Origin of the sequence: Bacteroides sp. 43_46 (assembly GCF_001915455.1) — a bacterium.
GTDB classification, from domain to species: domain Bacteria; phylum Bacteroidota; class Bacteroidia; order Bacteroidales; family Bacteroidaceae; genus Bacteroides; species Bacteroides caccae.
The window spans coordinates 1-17871 of record NZ_MNQN01000056.1; the positions used below are offsets into that span (position 1 = coordinate 1).

Below are 17871 nucleotides of genomic sequence, written 5' to 3' on the forward strand. Positions count from 1 at the left end.
AATTTCTGATTCTCCACTTTGAATACGGTTTGTGTTTCCACACGGCCGTCGTTGGTTTCGGTATTATAGGCAAAGTTGTCTGTACGGTTAACGGCTGCTGCGCTTACTACGTTTACTAAAGAGGTCATTGCGATGATTGCTGAAATTACTAAAGTCTTCATAATGGTTCTATTTTTTAAGTTATACATTTTGTTTTAAGTTCTTGTCTTCGGGGAAGTTGTTCCCTTTCGACATTGCAAAGATTGAGGGAGGTAAAAAGCTTTTAGGTTATCGTTACGTTAATGTTAGGTTAACGGAGATATTTATTACTTTTGCGCCCAAAACAAGAACAAAATGAAAACACATTTCCTCTTATATCTTTCCTTTTTTCAATCTATCGGAGACGTAACTGGATAGGCATACAGCAGACTGCCACCACATCTACTATTGAGAAGTAGCATTTTTCTTCTATGTCGTCCCAAACGGTTCGGACTTTCTTCGCTTCGAAAAACTTGATGGCATTATGCTGGGCCATGATATTATGTTTTCAATTCTTAGTTTTAAACTCTTTGATTGGGTCCTCGTTATGTGACAGAAACAATGCTCTTTCTTCAATTTAATCATAATTTCTGCTTTATTGCATCGTTGACATGGTCTGTTTTCTTAGGTATAGTACAAAATATATGATTATTTTGACTATAAAACAAGTCGCAGTCAATAAATCACTGCACATCATATGACAATAGGGAATAGCCTGCACCACAGCCCATTCCCTATTACCTTAATTCTACTTGTGTGACTTCCTCTTACTTCACCACACCGTCCGTCATCGTAAAGCCTTCCAAAGAGCCGGCTTTCACCTGAATACAAATCACACTGATGGCGCTGTCTGCCGCAGCCGACAATTGTCGTTCTCCTGCCGGAGCCACGCGAAGCCAGTCACCCGCCTGCAGTTCTACGATTTCTCCGTCAACCACCATGGTGCCGCGTCCGGAGAGGACGGCATAAATTTCTTCATTTTGCTTGTGCGAATGCACAAAAGGTACTCCTGCACCAGCCGGCAAATTGCTGATAGATACTTCTGCACCAGTCAGATTCAATGAATCGTGCAACTCGACACGTGCCTCGCCTGCGGGCACATTTACTTTCTGATAGTTCTTCATAATCACTTCTCCTTAGTATGTTTTGATTTACGGTTGCAAAGTTAGCCAACTACTAAATATCGTACAAGAAGGCACTTGAAGCTCAGTTAGTTACCTCCATGTTACCATTATTGGCAAATAAGGAGTTAGAAAAATAAGATTAACAAAAATTATTACTATTTTTGCCGAAAAAGCAAATATCGACTAAACTCTATAAAACATGAAGATTCTGAAAAAAATTTCAAAAGTAATAGTCATCGTAATGGCTGTACTGGCAACCATTTGGTGTGGTTTGTATGTTTATGCCAACTATTTCTATAATGACAAGCAGATTGATGTAGAAAACTTCTACATCGCGGAACTACCGTTACCCCCCTCGCAGTTTGAAGAAGATTTCAAAGAAATACACCAGATTGTCATGGAGAATTATTCATTATACCAAGCCAAGCATCTGAATATGGATTCATTGTATCAAGCTTGTGACGCCCGCGTTCGCCAGGCGCAGACCACCACAGACTACGGACTGATAGTGCAGGAATACATCTCTGCCTTACAATGCGCCCACGCCATTACCTGCTACAAGAGGTACACAGCCAATCAGCGCGTAGCCTTTATAGAGGATTCCTTGTTCGTTGACAAACCCAGTGACTATCTGACAGAATACGGCTTCCAGGACAAAGACCGGATTATAGCTATCAACGGACTCCCCTATAAACAATGGATTGAACAGAACGAAAAATATACCGAAGCATCTACCGTCCCCCACAGACGGCTCCGTACAGCCTATGATGCGTTCCGTAGTTATGCAGACACCCTAAGAAACTATACACTGCTGAGAGGGGGCGATACTCTGACCGTCACCCTTCCCTTGAAACAAAGGGACTATTTTCCGGATAACGAAGAACAAACTGTGGAGAGCAGGATATTACAAGACAGCATTGGTTACCTTACCATCAAAACCATGATGAACCCCGTCATGGAAGATTTCAAGGCGGTCTATCCCAAAGTCAAGGATTTACCATACCTCATTATAGACGTACGTAGAAACGGCGGAGGAAACAGCATGAATGGAGTAAACATCTGCAAGTACTTCATCCGCGAAGCACAACCACACTGCGTCAGCAAGAGCTACATCATGCAGCCCGAAGCCGACGCCTATAAAGGTAAAATCTATCTGCTGACCGACACATATACGCTCTCTGCTGCCGAGAGCTTCACACTCGACATGAAGGAAAGCGGAAATGTCACCCTCATCGGCGAAGCTACCGGAGGGGATACCGGCAATGGCCCCCGTCCTTTCTGTACCAAACAGCGGACCTATTTCCGTATCCCTACCCGCCAGCCGGACGTCTCTTCTAAAGGTTTCCCCATGGAAGGTATAGGCATACCGCCCCATCATCAAGTATCCCAAACCGTAGCAGATTTCATGAAGGATGAAGATACAGTGCTGAATTATGCTGTCGGACTGATAACAGAGAAACAATAATACATTTCCTCAACGAAAAAGAGCCAAGTATCAAAGGTGTGTCACCTCACGATACTTGGCTCTTTTGTATTTGATATATTATCCTTTATTTGGTACTTGCCAACATCAAAGCCGCATTGCTGTCATTCAGTTCGTAAACGGTAGTTTGCGTATAGCTGTCGTAACCATTAGTTCTACTGTTCCAACGGGCATAGTTCAACTCAACTTCACTGTCAGTGTATTCAACATCCAGCTTGAAATAAGGCACCCAGGCTTCCTTTACGCTATCCCACTTGAAAGCTTCCTTGCTCGTCACACGGTTCTCACTGTCATAAGTGTAAGTGTAGCGGAGGTGACGGAAAAGGTGTCCGTCCTCATTGCGGAAGATAGTCTTGGCGGTCATCAGTTCGCCGGTCATCTCCTCGTTTTTCACATAATCGGCAGGAGTTGCCGCACTTGCAGAAAAGTTCATTACACTTGCCATTACCACTGCCATCATTACCACTGCTTTTGAAAATACTGTTGCTTTCATAATCGTTATTTTTTATTGTTATTACTTCTTTCTCTGAGGAGGTTGTTGTTTCGTAACCGCCTTCGCCTATATATAGTCAATCTGCGTGCCAAAGAATTAAATCACTGATTATCAAAGAATAACTATTTTATAGTAATGTCCATTTTCGGACAACTGTCCGCACAAAAACGAACAGCAAAACAAAAAATAAACGAAATATCATGAAAGTATTTCTACATTAGCAATAATATTATGTAACAGTAGTAAACTGTTTGATGATTGTCCCTACAAAAAGCTGATTTATACTTATCTTATCTCAATGGCGGCATCTGAAAACGTGGTGGGGCAATAGTCGCTCCGCCACTGCCCCCTCTATTATCAAAGACGGTGTTACGCAGAATCTCATACAAGATTCCACCTACATCCAGACTTAATTTAAACTTGTCGAAATTATAATAGGGAATCACAACGGGAACCGTCTCCCAACGACCGCGATAAGCATCGTAATAACGTTGTACTCCAACTTCCATACCAAAACGTTCGGACATATCCAGAGACATGGTGGCACCGTAGCGGTGGGTATCCATCCCGTAAGTATTTCCTATGGCATACGAACCGAAAACCTTAAAAGCTACACGGTCCGAAGCCTGATACCGCAAAGCTCCCGAAGTATTGAAAGCCTGCCCGGTGGAATGAATCATATTTATCTTCATGGCATCTACGCCAAGCTGGAGCGTCAGCCTTTGGTTAAAGGCATGCTGATATCCCAGGGAAGCATTGTTGAAACGTCCGATACCCGATACGCTGGTCTGCCCACCGGAACCGAATAACATACCGTGAGGAAACTGTCTTAATACACCGCTTGTACTGTAATCTCCCCGAAATAGCAGGGAAGGATTGGTCTGATAAGGCAGACGAAGAGACTCTTTCAGTGAAAAATCGGGCAGGGAATAGGAGTGCTCCGGATGAAACATGGAAGAAGGGGCAGAGTTTTCAGAAGGAAGCTCAAAAGGAGAGAATAGAGATTCATTGAATTCCGGCTGTATCTGTATACTGTCACGAATGAAACGTACACTGTCTTCCTGCGCAAAAAGCAATTGCGGCACAAAAGCCAACAGCAGGCAGATTCCCAAACGACCACCAAGACAAGAGATACTGACTTTCCGTTTTATACGCATATACCCTCCTTCTTTATATTCATATAATACTGCTATACAAAAATAACGAAAATAAACCAGAAGAACAGTACATGTACTGCTAAATTATTGCAATATAGAAGGATACATTATTAATTTTCTATCAGTATCAATCCTACTCCTTTCACTGTTTTAATGGTTACCGACTCGTCTTCCGAAAGAAATTTCCGAAGTCTCGTCACAAATACATCCAGGCTGCGGGAAGCAAAGTAATCATCTTCCGTATTCCAGAATTTATCCAAGATAGCTTCCCGGCGGATAACGTCTCCCCGCTTCTCACAAAGCATCTGCAACAAACCTGTCTCGCGCACAGTCAAAGTCTTGTTTACACCCGAAGCATGTTTCAAAGTGGCATGTGTGGCATCCAACACATATTCCTTGCCTATCTTGTAGCATTGACTCGTGTCTTTCGATTTTTTGCCTTTGGAAAGCTTCAATAAGGCGTGGACATGTGCATCCAGTTCTTCGGGAATGAACGGTTTCTTTATATAGTTATTGGCACCGATTTCATAACCTTTTACCACATCTTTAGGAGATATCAGGGCAGAGGAGAACAGAATCGGAGTTTCCCCATCTGTCTCGCGGATACGCTTCACCATCTCGTAACCGTTCATAACGGGCATTTCTATATCAGATACTATCACATCAGGATGTTGTTCTTTCCACTGTTTCAAGCCCTCCTCGCCATTGGCGGCAGTAATCACTTCATAACCGCCTATCATATCTTCCAACCCTCCCTGAACTATATATCTCAAGCTTGCATCGTCTTCTACCAACAATAACTTTATCATAATGCGTTTATTATATATTGCAAAAATAAGGAAAAGAATGAATGCAACAGTCATATTGCTATAAAATAAACGAGGAAAACAACGCCTCTTAACCTAATATTAACGTAGCGATAACTTATGAAGCATGTGCCCCACTCTACCTTTGCAACATCAATACAAAAAATCCACACTATGAAAGCAGATATTTCAATAACAAAAAGCCGAAAAGGGACAGAGATAGTAGTTTCGGGCAAGAGGATTAATAAATACGGCATCATAGCTGCCATAGTATTTGCAGTACCAATGCTGATTCTGTTTCAGTCGATACATGGAGAAACAACCAGCCATCTATCGCTGGTCAGATTCTTCATGTGTATATTGGCAGCTGTCCTGGTAAATCTATTCCTACATAAACTGTTGTTCAGATTGTTTTCGCCGATACGCATGTGGCAATATCGCACCACATGCCTGCTGCCCTTCCTGCTACTGGGTATATTGCCCCTTATATATGGTATGACAAGTGGCAATTATGATGTCACACGATTTGGAATATTACTGGCTGTCATGAGTTTCGACGACCTTTACATCCTCTGGCAATTACGCTCATTCGGCGGAGACTCCTATATTACTGACAAATCAGAAGGATTGAATCTCCACGTGTGGTAAATTTATACAGTCTCAATAGGAAAGTAGAGTGTAAATTCACTGAAGCACCCCTCTTCACTTTCCACTTCTACCCTGCCGCCATGTGCCAGCATCACCTGCTGTACATAATTCAGGCCCAGACCAAAACCTGCAGCACCGCCCCTTCCACTTCGCCCGACTGCTGCAGAACGTTCAAAACGGTTGAAGATAAGAGACTGGTCTTTTAAGGGAATACCCAATCCGTTGTCACACACCTTTATCTTGCAGAAGCCTTTCTCCGATTCGCAAATAATATCTATCTTTACCTCTTCATGGGAATATTTAATGGCATTGTCCAGCAGATTGCCCAACACTTCACGCAAACAGAAGGCATCGGCATACACCATTTCACAACGATGATAAACGGTCGTAAATTCTACCCTTTTGCTGGTTTTCAGAGAAATTTTGGCAATCATATCATCAAGTAAAGGCCGCAAAGGCACCTCTTCCTGATGGAGTTCCAAATGTCCCTCATCCAGCTTGGTAAGTACCAGTACACGATTGGAAAGGGTAAGCAGATGCTCACACTCTTCCATCATCGCCTGCCGGTATTTCTCTTCTTTTCCGGGCTTACCGGACAATTTGCCGCTATTCAGAATATGAGCTCCCATCAGGATGGAACTCAGAGGAGACTTCATGTCGTGTATCATAGCATAAGTAAAATCCTTCTGGAATTGCTCCAAATGCCGCTGTGTACGCAAAACTTTCACCTGGCCGAGAATACAGTCCAACACCACCAAAAACATCACCCAAAGAGGCAGAAACAGATACCATACGGAACTTATGACGTAGCGATACGGATTCTTCACCACACCTTGTATACAAAGGATGCTGTCCTCCTTCAACGGTATAAACCGGGAAGAAATATCCTGATATTTTGCCGAGGCATATCCTGCTTCCACCACTGTACTATCGGAGGGAGCGTAGTACTGGCGGATACCACTCTTATAGGTCATTCCCAAGGCTTCCAACCTGGAAGCAAAAGCAGAATCGAGGTACTGCACGGAGAGAGGAAGTTCCATTCCGCTTTCATTGATGCTGCGCTGCATAATCAAAGCAGAGCGTAGTCGATAATTCAAATCGACCGGATTGTACATATGTACCACTCCAAAGCGGTTCACCTTATACTTCGACTGCTCTTTCTCCAGAAATTCCCTTTGCTCCTTTGCAAAAGGCGATTCAACACTCTCTTCCCATTCATCCTTTCCATCCCTATCAGTCTGTTCGTAGAGCAAAGAAAGGCGGCGTTTCAAGACCTCGTCATAAAAAGCTGCTTCAAAACAATCATTTACCTGATAGGCAGTTTCTTTGAAAGAAGCACGGTACAGATAGACAAACCAGACTACCATCAGCAGACAGCCGGCAATCAACCCGACAATCGAAAAGACTTTAAAAGAATATTGCTTGCGCACCTGCCGCTGCCGTTCGCTTTGCTTAGCTCCCGTAAGCGTATGTTCTGTCATGTCCAGCAAATGTTGCCCCGAGGCTTCTATATCTGCCCACCGGCTCTCCGATATCTGACTACGTACCTCACCTATCGGCAACCTCATCTTCTCTGCCAGCACATAAAAAGCAGACCGCTGCTTCTCAATATCATTACCTTGTTTAAGTATGGAATCCATTTGCCTGGCCCAACTGTACACCAGAAAAACAACCAAGAGAAGCGTAGGAAGGAACAAAAAGACTATATCCTTGACAAGCGGTATAAAAGGAGAAAACATGACAGCTTCAATGGCCTCTCCTTTCTTCTCATTCAACCAGGCTTTTTCCGAAAGAACAGACTTGAACCGTACATATACCGAACGCTTGCTTCTGTCCGTCGCAGGACGGATATTTACAGTCCGGTCTATATTTTTCCATTTCAGTTTCTTCTCTACCAACCTCGCCATCACATCTAATGGAATGGCGACATGATATACATCTTCGAGAAAGGAAGCTGCCTGCTGATAGTTTAAAAACATCTCATCTTCGAAAGACCTGATACTGTCTTTGGATAGATACGAGTAAAAAGGGATAGTCATGTCAGGAAACGGTAAATTATTAATCTCGTTGTCCACCGTTTCGATAAAAGCCAGACGAAAACATTCGTTCAGTGCGCGTTCCGCCTCTTTCTTGGTATTGTCGTAAGCATACATCATACCACCAATCTGCACCACAATTACCAGTAGCAGCCCTACAATAGAAAGGATATAGAGTGAACGAAGTTTCATCTTACCTATTATTTTGAGGACAAAGATAGCATTTTATCATAGAAAAAGAACTGATACAAAAAAGATAGCCTTGGACTTTTATTTATCCAAAGCTATCCATACAAGTACAATCCCTGCGATAGAGACGTCTACAGAATTATTTGCGAAGAGTCAACTTATCAATCCCAAAGAAACCGGTATCATGTCCCGGAGCCAGTGCAATCGACTCAATCTGCAACTCATTCTTTCCTTTTTTCAAATTGACCCGCCCAAGATTCACCAAAAGCAGAGACACTTCTCCATTGGTCAGACTGACTTCCGGAGTAATCACCTTATCATTTACACGAAGGGCAAATGTACCATAATCAGGCGCCACAGTGAACTGTATTTTCGCATAATAAGTTCCTTCCACTTCACTGTCAAAAACTAATGACAGCTTATCTCCCGGTTTAAACTCTTTCCAGTAGAGCTGCATACCCTCACTCCACAAGGGGTGGAAGTTGGTCTGCAATTCAACGGAACCCATATGCCCCGGACGAGGCTGCATGACTTCGCCCTCCACAACCAGACTCATCCCTGAACCGAAAATATCTGACGGTTGGTTGGCAACCCGTTCGCGTACATCGCTCACAAAGGGTTTTGGCTGTATTTCGCCTCCGGGAAGCATATACCAGAAGGTTATCGGAGCATAATTAAGGTGTATATTCGACCAATCGAATAACTCCATGTCAAAGCGCAGGCTCCGGGTAAACGGAATCGCATCCAAACTACGAACACGGGTATTCTGCGCCAAACCTATGTGAGCATAACAACCATCTCCTATGGGTTGGGCAACAAAAGGATGGTTTATCCACGGTTCATAGCGCCCCCAGGCATAGCCATAATAATCTTCTGTACCCGTTCCAAAGTGTGACGGAAAGGTTTCACCGTCCACATACACCTTTTCATCTCCTTCTCCCCACCAACCCAAGTTGGGGTTATAGACAGTAACCGCATCTCCCACATACACGCCCCTACCTTTAAGATCGGCAAACGTAAGGTCCTGGGCAAACTCATCGCCCCGGGCATGGATATGCGTAAACTGCTGCCATGTGGTACCAAAGTGCATGGAGCGCTCATCCCACTGCCACTTTCCACTAACTGCAGCAGCCTTGGATATCTCCACCGGCTGTTCCCCATAATTGGTCAAGGTAATCGTACAGTTCCGCTCGAAAGGCATCACCCACCATGCACTCATCACATCATCCTGCACGGCCCGCGTATACCACGTACCAGTTGCAACGGGATAATAGCCTACCCCGAAAAACTCACCGACCGGAGCCCAGACAGTTAGTTCCCCATCAAAGGCAATGGACAAGACCGTAGAGCGAAGTGCTTGGCGACGGTCATCGGCATCAATCCGCATCGAAAGACGACGAATGGCACGAGAGCCGTCAATCGTAAAACTACGGCTTTCACCCGGAGCCAGAGAAGCCGCCAGATTGAGCGTACTTTCTCTTCCCGCAAGCGGAGTATCAATACCAGGTGTTCCTTCCGACAGCTTCTTATTGACAGCAGCTATCAGCCGGGCATTCTTCTTCAACTCTTTGGCCGAGAAAGAAATCACCTTGACCGGAGAAGTATAAGTGCGGTAATTGATAGCATAGTATACAATGGTCTTACTCTCAATTTTCCCCTCCGGAGTAATCTTCAAGTCCGGCGATTCGATAGTCACCTTGCACCGCTTGGCATAAGGTATTGGCAAATATAAATTATGCCCTCTTTCTTCCATCGGAGCCTCATCGGGTACTGAAGTTGAAAGAGGTTCTCCACAAAGGACTTGTCCGCTCAATATATCACGTACATTGCCTTCAATTACCGGTTTTTCCTCATTGTCTATGTAGATACGCAGAGTCCCTTGTCCCCGATTTATGCCGGAGAAAGTCATCCAGAAACGAACTATGGCACCGGGGCCTTCGGCATCCATCATCACATATTCCGTCCTCCCTCCGTTCTCTTCCTGGCGGATAAACTGTCCTTGGTCGAAATTACCAAACCAGGCACGCTTATCCGTCATGTTATGCGAACTACGGTCGTAGCTGCTGAACTGCTTACACGTATAGGACAATGTCTTAAGAGAAATAACCGGGTCGGCCATAGCCAAACCATTACAGACAATCATCAATTGAATTACAAAAATTAATCTCTTCATAATAAAACTCTTATTTAAATTAATCAAAAACAAATGCCATTAAACTTCTTGCTATTCTTAATTCTGTCTAACTAAAGTCTCCCACCTTATTTATAATAGATTATAAGTGATATGTATTTCCCTAAGAAATTGATTGTTAACACCATTAACATTTACATAAAAACACTATTAATATATCATAGGGAACTGCTAAAAACAGCTACAATGAAGATTCCATTTGTTAACGAAGTTCTGAACCTCCCAAACCTACTTATTCATAGATATTTACGAGGTATTAAATTTTAGTTATCTAACAATATCCTTACTTCAATTCCAAATCCCGCCTAACTTGTGCTTTTATGAAATCAATGGTATTAGATTGAATTTTAATAGGTTTCTCAAGAATTAATTGTGCCATTGCTGTTGCTTCCTTTCCATCTCCTATTCTTCTATACAAAGAATAGATTTTATATAATGGAGTAAACCTGGAAGGACACATAAATGAAGCTTTTCTATAGTGACTCTCAGCCTCGATATGTTCATTTTTATCTAAATAAATATCGCCTAACAATAGTTCCAAATCATAGTCAGCCCAATAAGTTCTACATTGTAGAGCAACATTCAAACTCTCTTCCAAACAACCCTTGCCATAAAGAGCAACTGCATAATTGTATAAAAAATATGGATCATCACCCAAAATCGGCATTAAATCTTTATAAGCTCTCACATTCTCATTGGTCGGGAAATAAGCTATAGCATTCCATTTGTATTCAGCATCTATCCGCATACATAGTTTATAAAAAACCACCATCCCTGCAATAATAGCAACCACACATAATATCCTCTTGACCAAAGAAGGGATTACCCATATAAAGCTACCACGTAATATCACATAAACATCAAAATACATTACAATCCAAACAAACGGATATTTTAATGGATAAGAGAACATGGAAAATACAGCTATTCCCAAAAGAGAAAGTAGTGCTACCCTTTTTTCATACTTATAGTCTTTATAATAACAAACGATAAGAAATAAGACGCCAAAGACCAATATCAGTACACCCAAAAAACCACAACTTAATGCCACATTCAAATATTCATTAAATGGAGATATTACATTGTCAGCAAGCATCGCATATTCATTATTAGGGTATTGACTCAAATAGTTTGCCTGATAGTCCATATAATGAGCCCTAAAAGCATCAAATCCATGTCCATACATAGGAGAATCTATTATCATTCTCCAAGAACAGTTCCAAATCAGCAATCGTCCATCGGCAGAATCTTTTTTCAAAAAATAACTGCCAAATAATAATGAGATAAATAGACAGCAAGTTATAATGACTTTGAAATTTATCCTTATTGGAAGACGTTTGTATAATTCTACACAAATAATAGCCATCCCCCCTATCATGCCCGACCTAGATTCAGATATAACTATTGCAAAAATAAATAGTAAAGCCAACAACTGCATTACAAATATCCAAAACCTTGAAGAGATTGATTTTATACACAATAATATAAAAGGCAAGCCAATACACAGACTAACTGCAAAACCTGCTGGATTATCAAAGCTACCAGTTATCCCATATTTATTATCAAAACGAACCAACTGTAACCATTGAGATATCCCATATAAAGCTTGAAAAGTACATACAACAACTATAATATATGACATCGTCAAAACATTAAAGTTTAAAATCTTATTATACAAACTCTTGATTGAAATAACAATCAAGTACAACACAAAAACCAAAATAGTATAACACCATTTTGGCACAATGTAAGTATCAGTCATACTATTGGAAAAAGCAAAAACACTTACGATGCATAATAAAGAAAACAGTATATACTCAATCTTACTCAGTTTCTTTATCATAAAAAATACACTCAACTTAATACCTCCTCAAATATTTTACAATAGTAGTAAAACTACAGACTCAAAATTAGCACTCAGAAATAAAATTTCTTAAGTTTCGCAAGAAAAAATAGGACCAGATAAAGGATACTAATACCCCCAACTAGTCCCAATAAGGATTTACTTGAATATGAAATCAACCAACTTTGCGGCTCCTTCAATGTCACCGAAATAAATCATATTCCCATCAGGATTTAATACGACCACTGCAGGAAAACATTTTATTCCAAATCCTTTGAGTACACTACTGTCAAAGCTTGTCGAGAAAGTAGAATAAGTATAGCCTTCATTTCTCAAAATAGAAGTACCTTCTTGATGTTCTTCCCCTTGTTTATAAGCAAATACTCCAGCGACAAGAATATCATTCTTTTCCCTATAGCGTTTATATAAATTTTCTACCATAGGCATTTTTGAATAGCAAACTCCACAGTATTTATGCCAAAAGTCCAATACCACATATTTCCCTTTTAGTTGCGACAGTTTAATCTCTTTATGCATCTCATCAAATAAAGAGTAATCAGAAGTTACTACTTTTTCTATTTTCCCAGTGAAACTCCCAAAATTCAGTTTATGAATCCACATAGAATACCCATAGTAACTCATCCATAAGGTAAAGAGGAAAGGCAGCAAAACAACAATTACTTTTAGCCAACTTCGAGATACCTTCCAATATAAATAGCCACATAAAATCCCCAGCCACCATAACAAAGAACTAGGAATAGAAATAATACTACTCTTAAAGCTATAACAACGATAAATAGTTTCTAACAATCCTACTCCCATCCATATAGCAAGAAGAATGTATTTAGGTGGCAATTTTACCCTAAACTTATATAAACAAATAACCGTCAGAAAGCCATATAGTAAGAAACCGACTAATGAACTTAAGGGAAAGCCGACTAAATTTAATAAGTTGATATAACCTGAACGACAGAAAGCAACGCCAAATAACAGCACCAAAGATATTCCACAAATAAAAATGAATATTTTTGTTCGCATTGTTCTTTCTACTATTTGCTACATAAACCATCACATCCATCACTTCCCAAAAATCCACATCCCCCATTTGTTGTACTACAAGAACGAGTAATACAATTTGATGTTGAACACGTTGTCCATATTACATTTGAACTATTACAATTACAAGTAAATTCGGATCTATTTTTTACTCCATTTAGCCCATTACTGAATTCTATCAACGCTATTCCATTCATAATTTTAATTCTATTTGCAGTCCCAACAATAGCAGAAAGCAAATCATTAGACCATCCCAATTCTTTTTGAGCAAATGCAAGCCATTTATACGTAAATATTTTAAATGCATCAAAGTCTTCTTCTGCTTTTTCAGTATTTGGAATGAGCCATTCCGAATGCATACTTAAAGCATCATAAAGTTGTTGTAAATGCTCTATCTCTTCAGTTTTCCATTCGTTATTCATCATCACATCTTCTAACTTTTCCATCCAAACTGATTGTTTTTGTTCCAATGAAAATGCTCTATAAACTGGGAGTTTCAATTTTTCACTAATCGAAAACCACTCTGTCGTTTCCATCTTCCGAATAGAAGATAAGTTTTCCTTTACCCAAGCATCCTCTGCTTCATCACAACTATAGTACACATTCTCTTCATTCTGGCAAGAGAAAAATGTCAAGAGACTTAATAGTCCAACAATAAAAAATAATTTTTTCATAATAAATTCTACTTTAAATTTTTATTCAACTTTTCCTTTTAATTTAAGTAATATCACATCTTCGTTTGCATTGGATTCTACAAAAATAGTTTTTGTAAATACGCCCTTTTGTTTCTTTGTTTCAAAATCCACTTTTATCAAACTCTTACCATCAGGTTTTATAGGGGCTTTAGGCCATGTTGGAACCGTACAACCACAAGACGCTTTTACATCATAAATCACTAAAGGAGTCTTTCCCTTATTGGAAAAGATAAAATTAACACTGACACAAGGCGTCTTTTCTGATGGTATAATTCCCAGATCGATCGTTTTATTTGAAAAAAAAATCTTAGGTTTCTCTTGTCCCACTGCAGCTAAACTACACTGCAACAGTAACAACAAAATTATTTTTCTCATATAATTAAATTAACAGTAATTATCACCAAACTTAGTCACAAAAATGAAACTATAAATATTCAACATTATCAATCACTCCATAAAAAAATAGTCATCCTTCTGTTATTACAAATAAGAAAATACACTTTCTTGAATGGGCCTAATAATTTATTGAGAATATGATAAAATGATGTAACTACATAGTATGAAACATCATTTTATTCTTGATTGACAATCTAATAGTCTCAATCTACATTAATATACAAATGCATTTCACTATATTCTAACCTGATTGATAATTACACATGTTTATAATGCAAATAACCATCATCAGGAAAATTAGAATTATAGGAAAATAGTCTATTTCTTCCTTTTTATCATTTTTTTTAACATGATATTGTTTCCTAATCTCAAGGAATAATAGGACAATCCAACTAAAAAGATATACAATATCTACTAAAAATGAACTTACAGAATAAATTCGGCTTACTACCAATAAGGCTGCATATGCAACAACAATGATTATGTATAATTTACGGTATTTCCTCATAAATTATTCATTTACCATTTTGACAATTTTCAAAATCACGTTTAGCATTTGCCAAATCATCATTTAGTTTAAGATAAGCAGCTAGAACACATGCACAAGAACCAACACATGCACATGCCAAAACTGCTATAGAACATTGGCGTTCTGCACGATTACATTCAGCAGTATATTGCTCATAACATTTTAGATTCAAAATTTCACCTCTGGTTTTCACTGCTGTATACATTGGCTTTTCGAAATAATTCATAAAAAGTATTTTTCTCTCTTCTTGATTCAATTTACCATATCCAGCATCCGCTAATAAACAGTTTTTCTTTATTTCCAAACTCTGTAGTAAACTTGATAGGTTTGTTACCTCTACAATCTTTTGTATGTACTCGTCATCATTTACATTATACTTAAATTCACTTAATTCTGTATCTGACAATCTTCTTGTATATACCATAAACTGTTCCATTACCAATTTATGTTCTAATATAAAATCTAAAAACACATCCGATTCTGCAACAGACTTTATTAATAGATTTCTATCAATATCTTCTATTTTTGCAGAATAATCTGCATCAGAACTACAAGCGTAAACAAAAAGAAATACAAAAAACATAAGACTTAATGTCACTAAACAATTTACTGATTTTCTTATCATTGATTTAATTTTTACCATTATTATATTGAAATTTGGTTAAACAACAAGATACATTATTAAAACAACATATCAAATAACGTCTTAGGGCATTGAAAACCATCCCCTATTCTTAAAGAAATTCTATTATATAAATACACTCCTATTAAAACTTCAAATTCTTACTTTCTTAAAACATTTTTATCTACCTCCTTTCTTTAATATTGCAGCAATAGCATCAAAACATTTCAATATTTGCATACAACTAATATCACCACCATACCTGGGTGTCATTTTCATATGTAAAAGGTCTTTCTTCTCTTCCTCGTGTCAAATTACTCAAGAGATACAAGGCTTTATCCGGCCCACCAGAAAACTCTAAAAAATATGTTCGCGCAGTTTGTCTTCCCAAAGAAACCCATCCGTCCATTGATAAATATTTCAGTTCATATTCATCACCTTCACGGACTGAATTGTCATCTCCACGAGGAGCAAAACGAATTTTATTTATTTCTGTTTTTTTCCCAAAATCAAGGCCAACCCACGCATTGTTTAGATTTGCGGACGCATAGCATGTTAATGGATCACCATCAAATGCCATTTCCATCCGATGGCTATTATCACCATCGACCGGCGGATTTCCCATAGGAATACCTTTCAACGGATTTACTGAATCAGAAGGAGAATAAAATTCCACTTCGCTTATATCTGACCGAATGCCATCTCTCGCCAAAAAACGGACATACCGAAATTTATACACAGTATCAAGCTTCACTGTAAGATAAGAGCCTGGAGGCCTTTGGGTAATGACATGCATATCAATCGTGTTTTTGAAATCAGGCGAGTTAGAACCTTGAAACCGCCCATCAAGCAACAAATCCCTAAGAAAAATAATAATGGGAGCTTCTGTATATTTACGTTCAAGCCTCATCTTGTTTTTCTTTTGCATATTTGGACGTGCTGATATAGTATGTTTAGCCATTTCAGTCGTAAGGATAGGAGGAGCAGCGGGTATAATTCTACCCTCCTTATAATACCCAACTAAATAGACTATGTTCCTCCAGTCCATATGTTCAAATCTTGCAGTGTCATCCTTTATTTCTGCCCAATCTACCGGAATCCACTCACTATTATTAAATAGACACAAATAAGCAATATTGGTCCTTTTGGGTATATTTTCGCATCGAACTGCAATCCTTTCATTGGGGAAATATTCACCTGATACATCCTTTTCATGTTTATCAGAAAGAGAAAACGGAATACCCTTTTCTTGATTAACCTCTTCCAACTGGAGCTTTTGGGAAGCAAACATTTTCCGATAAATCTTTCCTTTCAGCTCATAAAATGTAACAAAACGGTCTCTAATAGGCATTCTATGATCTCCTCCTTCAAAATCACATGTCAACCCCGTGGTATCTACGATAAAACTCCAACAATGGTTGGTTGCACTTTTAGGTGCTTGCTTCAGATAGTCAACGCCACAAGGAATACCTATAGAACGAAGAAGATAAGTAGTAAAATAAGTTCTGTTCCAGCAGTTCCCAATACGGTTGTTCCACATATATTCAGCACTCATATCAAACAATCCCACACTTGATGTACGTATGGTAAAAAACCAGTCAGGTTTCATTATAATATTTTCGTTTATCAGCTTGTACGCTTGTAATACGTCACTTCCGATAAACAAAGAATCCAATATCTGCTCTGCCGCCTCGGCATAAGTCTCTCTCCACTCTGAAAGTGGTTCAAAAGCCACACGGTAAGGCAGTATATATTCACAGAAATCTTCAAATTTAATATATTTCCCCCATGGTTGTTTTTCCCACATACCAAAAGCATGATCAATATTCCGGATCAGATAAGAAGCTGTGATTACGTGCGAGTCGTATATAACCTTTTGATTTCGCTCCAAAAATGGAACAAACTTTTTTTGAGCTACTTCAATAGCTACATCTTCACTCATTTTCTTTTGAGCAACAGCTTGGTACAAATCCTTTATGGAATCATTTTCCGGAGAATAATACGAATAATAATCCGGCATATTTCTTATAAGAAAATGAGCTGCCTTATACTTCAAACTATCTGCAACACATTGGTTATAATGATATAAAACTTTTTCCAGTTCTACACGATTATCACCGGCAAATATTAAAGCTTTTTCCAACTGTATAGCTTCCTCTGTCTTTTTATCAGTACATGATAATAACAGAACGGGAACCAGCACAATGAATAGGAAACAACATCTACTTGAATAACTCATAAATATCTATATGTCAATAAAATTACTGTAGGAAGCTATAATACCTCCTACAGCATATAATCAATAAAGCTCCACCTCATTGATGCGTAACACCCTTCCTCCTGCATGCTGCATAGGACGGGTTATCATCAAGCGTACATAGCGTACCTGCGCCGGAGTGTCAATCATACGTGATACGACATTCTGCCGGTTTCTCTATATTGTCAAGTGTCTTCCATTCTTCAGTCTGGCTGTTTCTGCCTTGCAGGAAGCAAGCGGAAGTAATGTACCCTTTGTCCTCACGGCCTGCATTCACCAGTTTCCAACCGCTCACAGTTTTCGCCTCACCCAAATCAAAATCCACATA

17 protein-coding genes are annotated in these 17871 nt (G+C 39.3%); 2 read left to right on the forward strand and 15 right to left on the reverse strand.

The features are described from left to right. The 3 genes from BHV72_RS05730 to BHV72_RS05740 all read right to left on the reverse strand — a co-directional run. Window positions 1–188: DUF3836 domain-containing protein (locus BHV72_RS05730; protein ID WP_286855098.1), on the reverse strand; the 188-nt coding region annotated here is incomplete at its 3' end. Window positions 189–373: 185 nt separating this feature from the next. Then, entirely contained in the window at window positions 374–514 is a 141-nt protein-coding gene (locus tag BHV72_RS05735; protein WP_005833945.1) for a hypothetical protein, read from the reverse strand. A 271-nt stretch (window positions 515–785) separates the two neighbouring features. Beyond that, the gene (locus tag BHV72_RS05740) at window positions 786–1142 is read right to left on the reverse strand and encodes a cupin domain-containing protein (RefSeq protein WP_005833946.1); all 357 of its coding nucleotides are present in this window, start codon (window positions 1140–1142) and stop codon (window positions 786–788) included. Between the two features lie 199 nt (window positions 1143–1341). Here BHV72_RS05740 and BHV72_RS05745 point away from each other — a divergent pair, with 199 nt between their 5' ends. Then, on the forward strand, window positions 1342–2607 hold the full coding sequence (locus BHV72_RS05745) for a S41 family peptidase (RefSeq protein WP_005833947.1): 1266 nt from the start codon (window positions 1342–1344) through the stop codon (window positions 2605–2607). A gap of 85 nt (window positions 2608–2692) precedes the next feature. Here BHV72_RS05745 and BHV72_RS05750 read toward each other — a convergent pair whose 3' ends face one another. The 3 genes from BHV72_RS05750 to BHV72_RS05760 all read right to left on the reverse strand — a co-directional run bounded on the left by BHV72_RS05750 (window position 2693) and on the right by BHV72_RS05760 (window position 5084). Next, a complete protein-coding gene (locus BHV72_RS05750; protein ID WP_008662201.1) occupies window positions 2693–3118 on the reverse strand; it encodes a DUF3836 domain-containing protein in 426 nt (141 codons plus the stop codon). A 290-nt stretch (window positions 3119–3408) separates the two neighbouring features. Next, window positions 3409–4275: a hypothetical protein gene (locus BHV72_RS05755; RefSeq protein WP_022400917.1), complete on the reverse strand. Its 867-nt coding sequence runs from the start codon at window positions 4273–4275 to the stop codon at window positions 3409–3411. 110 nt (window positions 4276–4385) lie between these two features. Beyond that, window positions 4386–5084 carry a response regulator transcription factor gene (locus tag BHV72_RS05760; RefSeq protein WP_034532712.1) on the reverse strand — a complete coding sequence of 233 codons (699 nt, stop codon included), beginning with the start codon at window positions 5082–5084 and terminating at the stop codon, window positions 4386–4388. Window positions 5085–5255: 171 nt separating this feature from the next. Here BHV72_RS05760 and BHV72_RS05765 point away from each other — a divergent pair, with 171 nt between their 5' ends. Next, complete coding sequence (locus BHV72_RS05765; protein ID WP_008662204.1) at window positions 5256–5729, forward strand: metalloprotease family protein; 474 nt, start codon at window positions 5256–5258, stop codon at window positions 5727–5729. Window positions 5730–5731: 2 nt separating this feature from the next. Here the strand turns inward: BHV72_RS05765 and BHV72_RS05770 are convergent, their stop codons facing one another. From BHV72_RS05770 to BHV72_RS05810, 9 genes are all read right to left on the reverse strand, one after another. Next, a complete protein-coding gene (locus BHV72_RS05770) occupies window positions 5732–7957 on the reverse strand; it encodes a sensor histidine kinase (RefSeq protein WP_008662206.1) in 2226 nt (741 codons plus the stop codon). Window positions 7958–8093: 136 nt separating this feature from the next. Beyond that, window positions 8094–10127, reverse strand: coding sequence for a DUF2961 domain-containing protein (locus BHV72_RS05775; RefSeq protein WP_286855107.1), 2034 nt, complete (start codon window positions 10125–10127; stop codon window positions 8094–8096). 301 nt (window positions 10128–10428) lie between these two features. Then, entirely contained in the window at window positions 10429–11907 is a 1479-nt protein-coding gene (locus BHV72_RS05780) for an O-antigen ligase family protein (protein WP_171030119.1), read from the reverse strand. Between the two features lie 240 nt (window positions 11908–12147). Beyond that, the gene (locus tag BHV72_RS05785; protein ID WP_022400925.1) at window positions 12148–13026 is read right to left on the reverse strand and encodes a TlpA family protein disulfide reductase; all 879 of its coding nucleotides are present in this window, start codon (window positions 13024–13026) and stop codon (window positions 12148–12150) included. Between the two features lie 11 nt (window positions 13027–13037). Then, on the reverse strand, window positions 13038–13718 hold the full coding sequence (locus BHV72_RS05790) for a bacteriocin fulvocin C-related protein (RefSeq protein WP_022400926.1): 681 nt from the start codon (window positions 13716–13718) through the stop codon (window positions 13038–13040). 21 nt (window positions 13719–13739) lie between these two features. Continuing rightward, complete coding sequence (locus tag BHV72_RS05795) at window positions 13740–14114, reverse strand: DUF1573 domain-containing protein (protein WP_022400927.1); 375 nt, start codon at window positions 14112–14114, stop codon at window positions 13740–13742. Between the two features lie 536 nt (window positions 14115–14650). Next, on the reverse strand, window positions 14651–15289 hold the full coding sequence (locus tag BHV72_RS05800) for a hypothetical protein (protein ID WP_022400929.1): 639 nt from the start codon (window positions 15287–15289) through the stop codon (window positions 14651–14653). A gap of 247 nt (window positions 15290–15536) precedes the next feature. Continuing rightward, a complete protein-coding gene (locus BHV72_RS05805; protein ID WP_035447489.1) occupies window positions 15537–17429 on the reverse strand; it encodes a hypothetical protein in 1893 nt (630 codons plus the stop codon). Window positions 17430–17685: 256 nt separating this feature from the next. Further along, the coding region (locus tag BHV72_RS05810) for a discoidin/SUN/FTP domain-containing protein (RefSeq protein WP_286855114.1) at window positions 17686–17871 on the reverse strand (186 nt) is incomplete at its 5' end.

What these genes read in the sequence shown, in the direction of transcription:
- BHV72_RS05740 (WP_005833946.1), bottom strand. Translation starts at nt 1,142, where the DNA reads ATGAAGAACTATCAGAAAGTAAATGTGCCCGCAGGCGAGGCACGTGTC.
- BHV72_RS05760 (WP_034532712.1), bottom strand. Translation starts at nt 5,084, where the DNA reads ATGATAAAGTTATTGTTGGTAGAAGACGATGCAAGCTTGAGATATATA.
- BHV72_RS05780 (WP_171030119.1), bottom strand. Translation starts at nt 11,907, where the DNA reads ATGACTGATACTTACATTGTGCCAAAATGGTGTTATACTATTTTGGTT.
- BHV72_RS05745 (WP_005833947.1), top strand. Translation starts at nt 1,342, where the DNA reads ATGAAGATTCTGAAAAAAATTTCAAAAGTAATAGTCATCGTAATGGCT.
- BHV72_RS05750 (WP_008662201.1), bottom strand. Translation starts at nt 3,118, where the DNA reads ATGAAAGCAACAGTATTTTCAAAAGCAGTGGTAATGATGGCAGTGGTA.
- BHV72_RS05735 (WP_005833945.1), bottom strand. Translation starts at nt 514, where the DNA reads ATGGCCCAGCATAATGCCATCAAGTTTTTCGAAGCGAAGAAAGTCCGA.
- BHV72_RS05795 (WP_022400927.1), bottom strand. Translation starts at nt 14,114, where the DNA reads ATGAGAAAAATAATTTTGTTGTTACTGTTGCAGTGTAGTTTAGCTGCA.
- BHV72_RS05775 (WP_286855107.1), bottom strand. Translation starts at nt 10,127, where the DNA reads ATGAAGAGATTAATTTTTGTAATTCAATTGATGATTGTCTGTAATGGT.
- BHV72_RS05785 (WP_022400925.1), bottom strand. Translation starts at nt 13,026, where the DNA reads ATGCGAACAAAAATATTCATTTTTATTTGTGGAATATCTTTGGTGCTG.
- BHV72_RS05770 (WP_008662206.1), bottom strand. Translation starts at nt 7,957, where the DNA reads ATGAAACTTCGTTCACTCTATATCCTTTCTATTGTAGGGCTGCTACTG.
- BHV72_RS05755 (WP_022400917.1), bottom strand. Translation starts at nt 4,275, where the DNA reads ATGCGTATAAAACGGAAAGTCAGTATCTCTTGTCTTGGTGGTCGTTTG.
- BHV72_RS05800 (WP_022400929.1), bottom strand. Translation starts at nt 15,289, where the DNA reads ATGATAAGAAAATCAGTAAATTGTTTAGTGACATTAAGTCTTATGTTT.
- BHV72_RS05790 (WP_022400926.1), bottom strand. Translation starts at nt 13,718, where the DNA reads ATGAAAAAATTATTTTTTATTGTTGGACTATTAAGTCTCTTGACATTT.
- BHV72_RS05765 (WP_008662204.1), top strand. Translation starts at nt 5,256, where the DNA reads ATGAAAGCAGATATTTCAATAACAAAAAGCCGAAAAGGGACAGAGATA.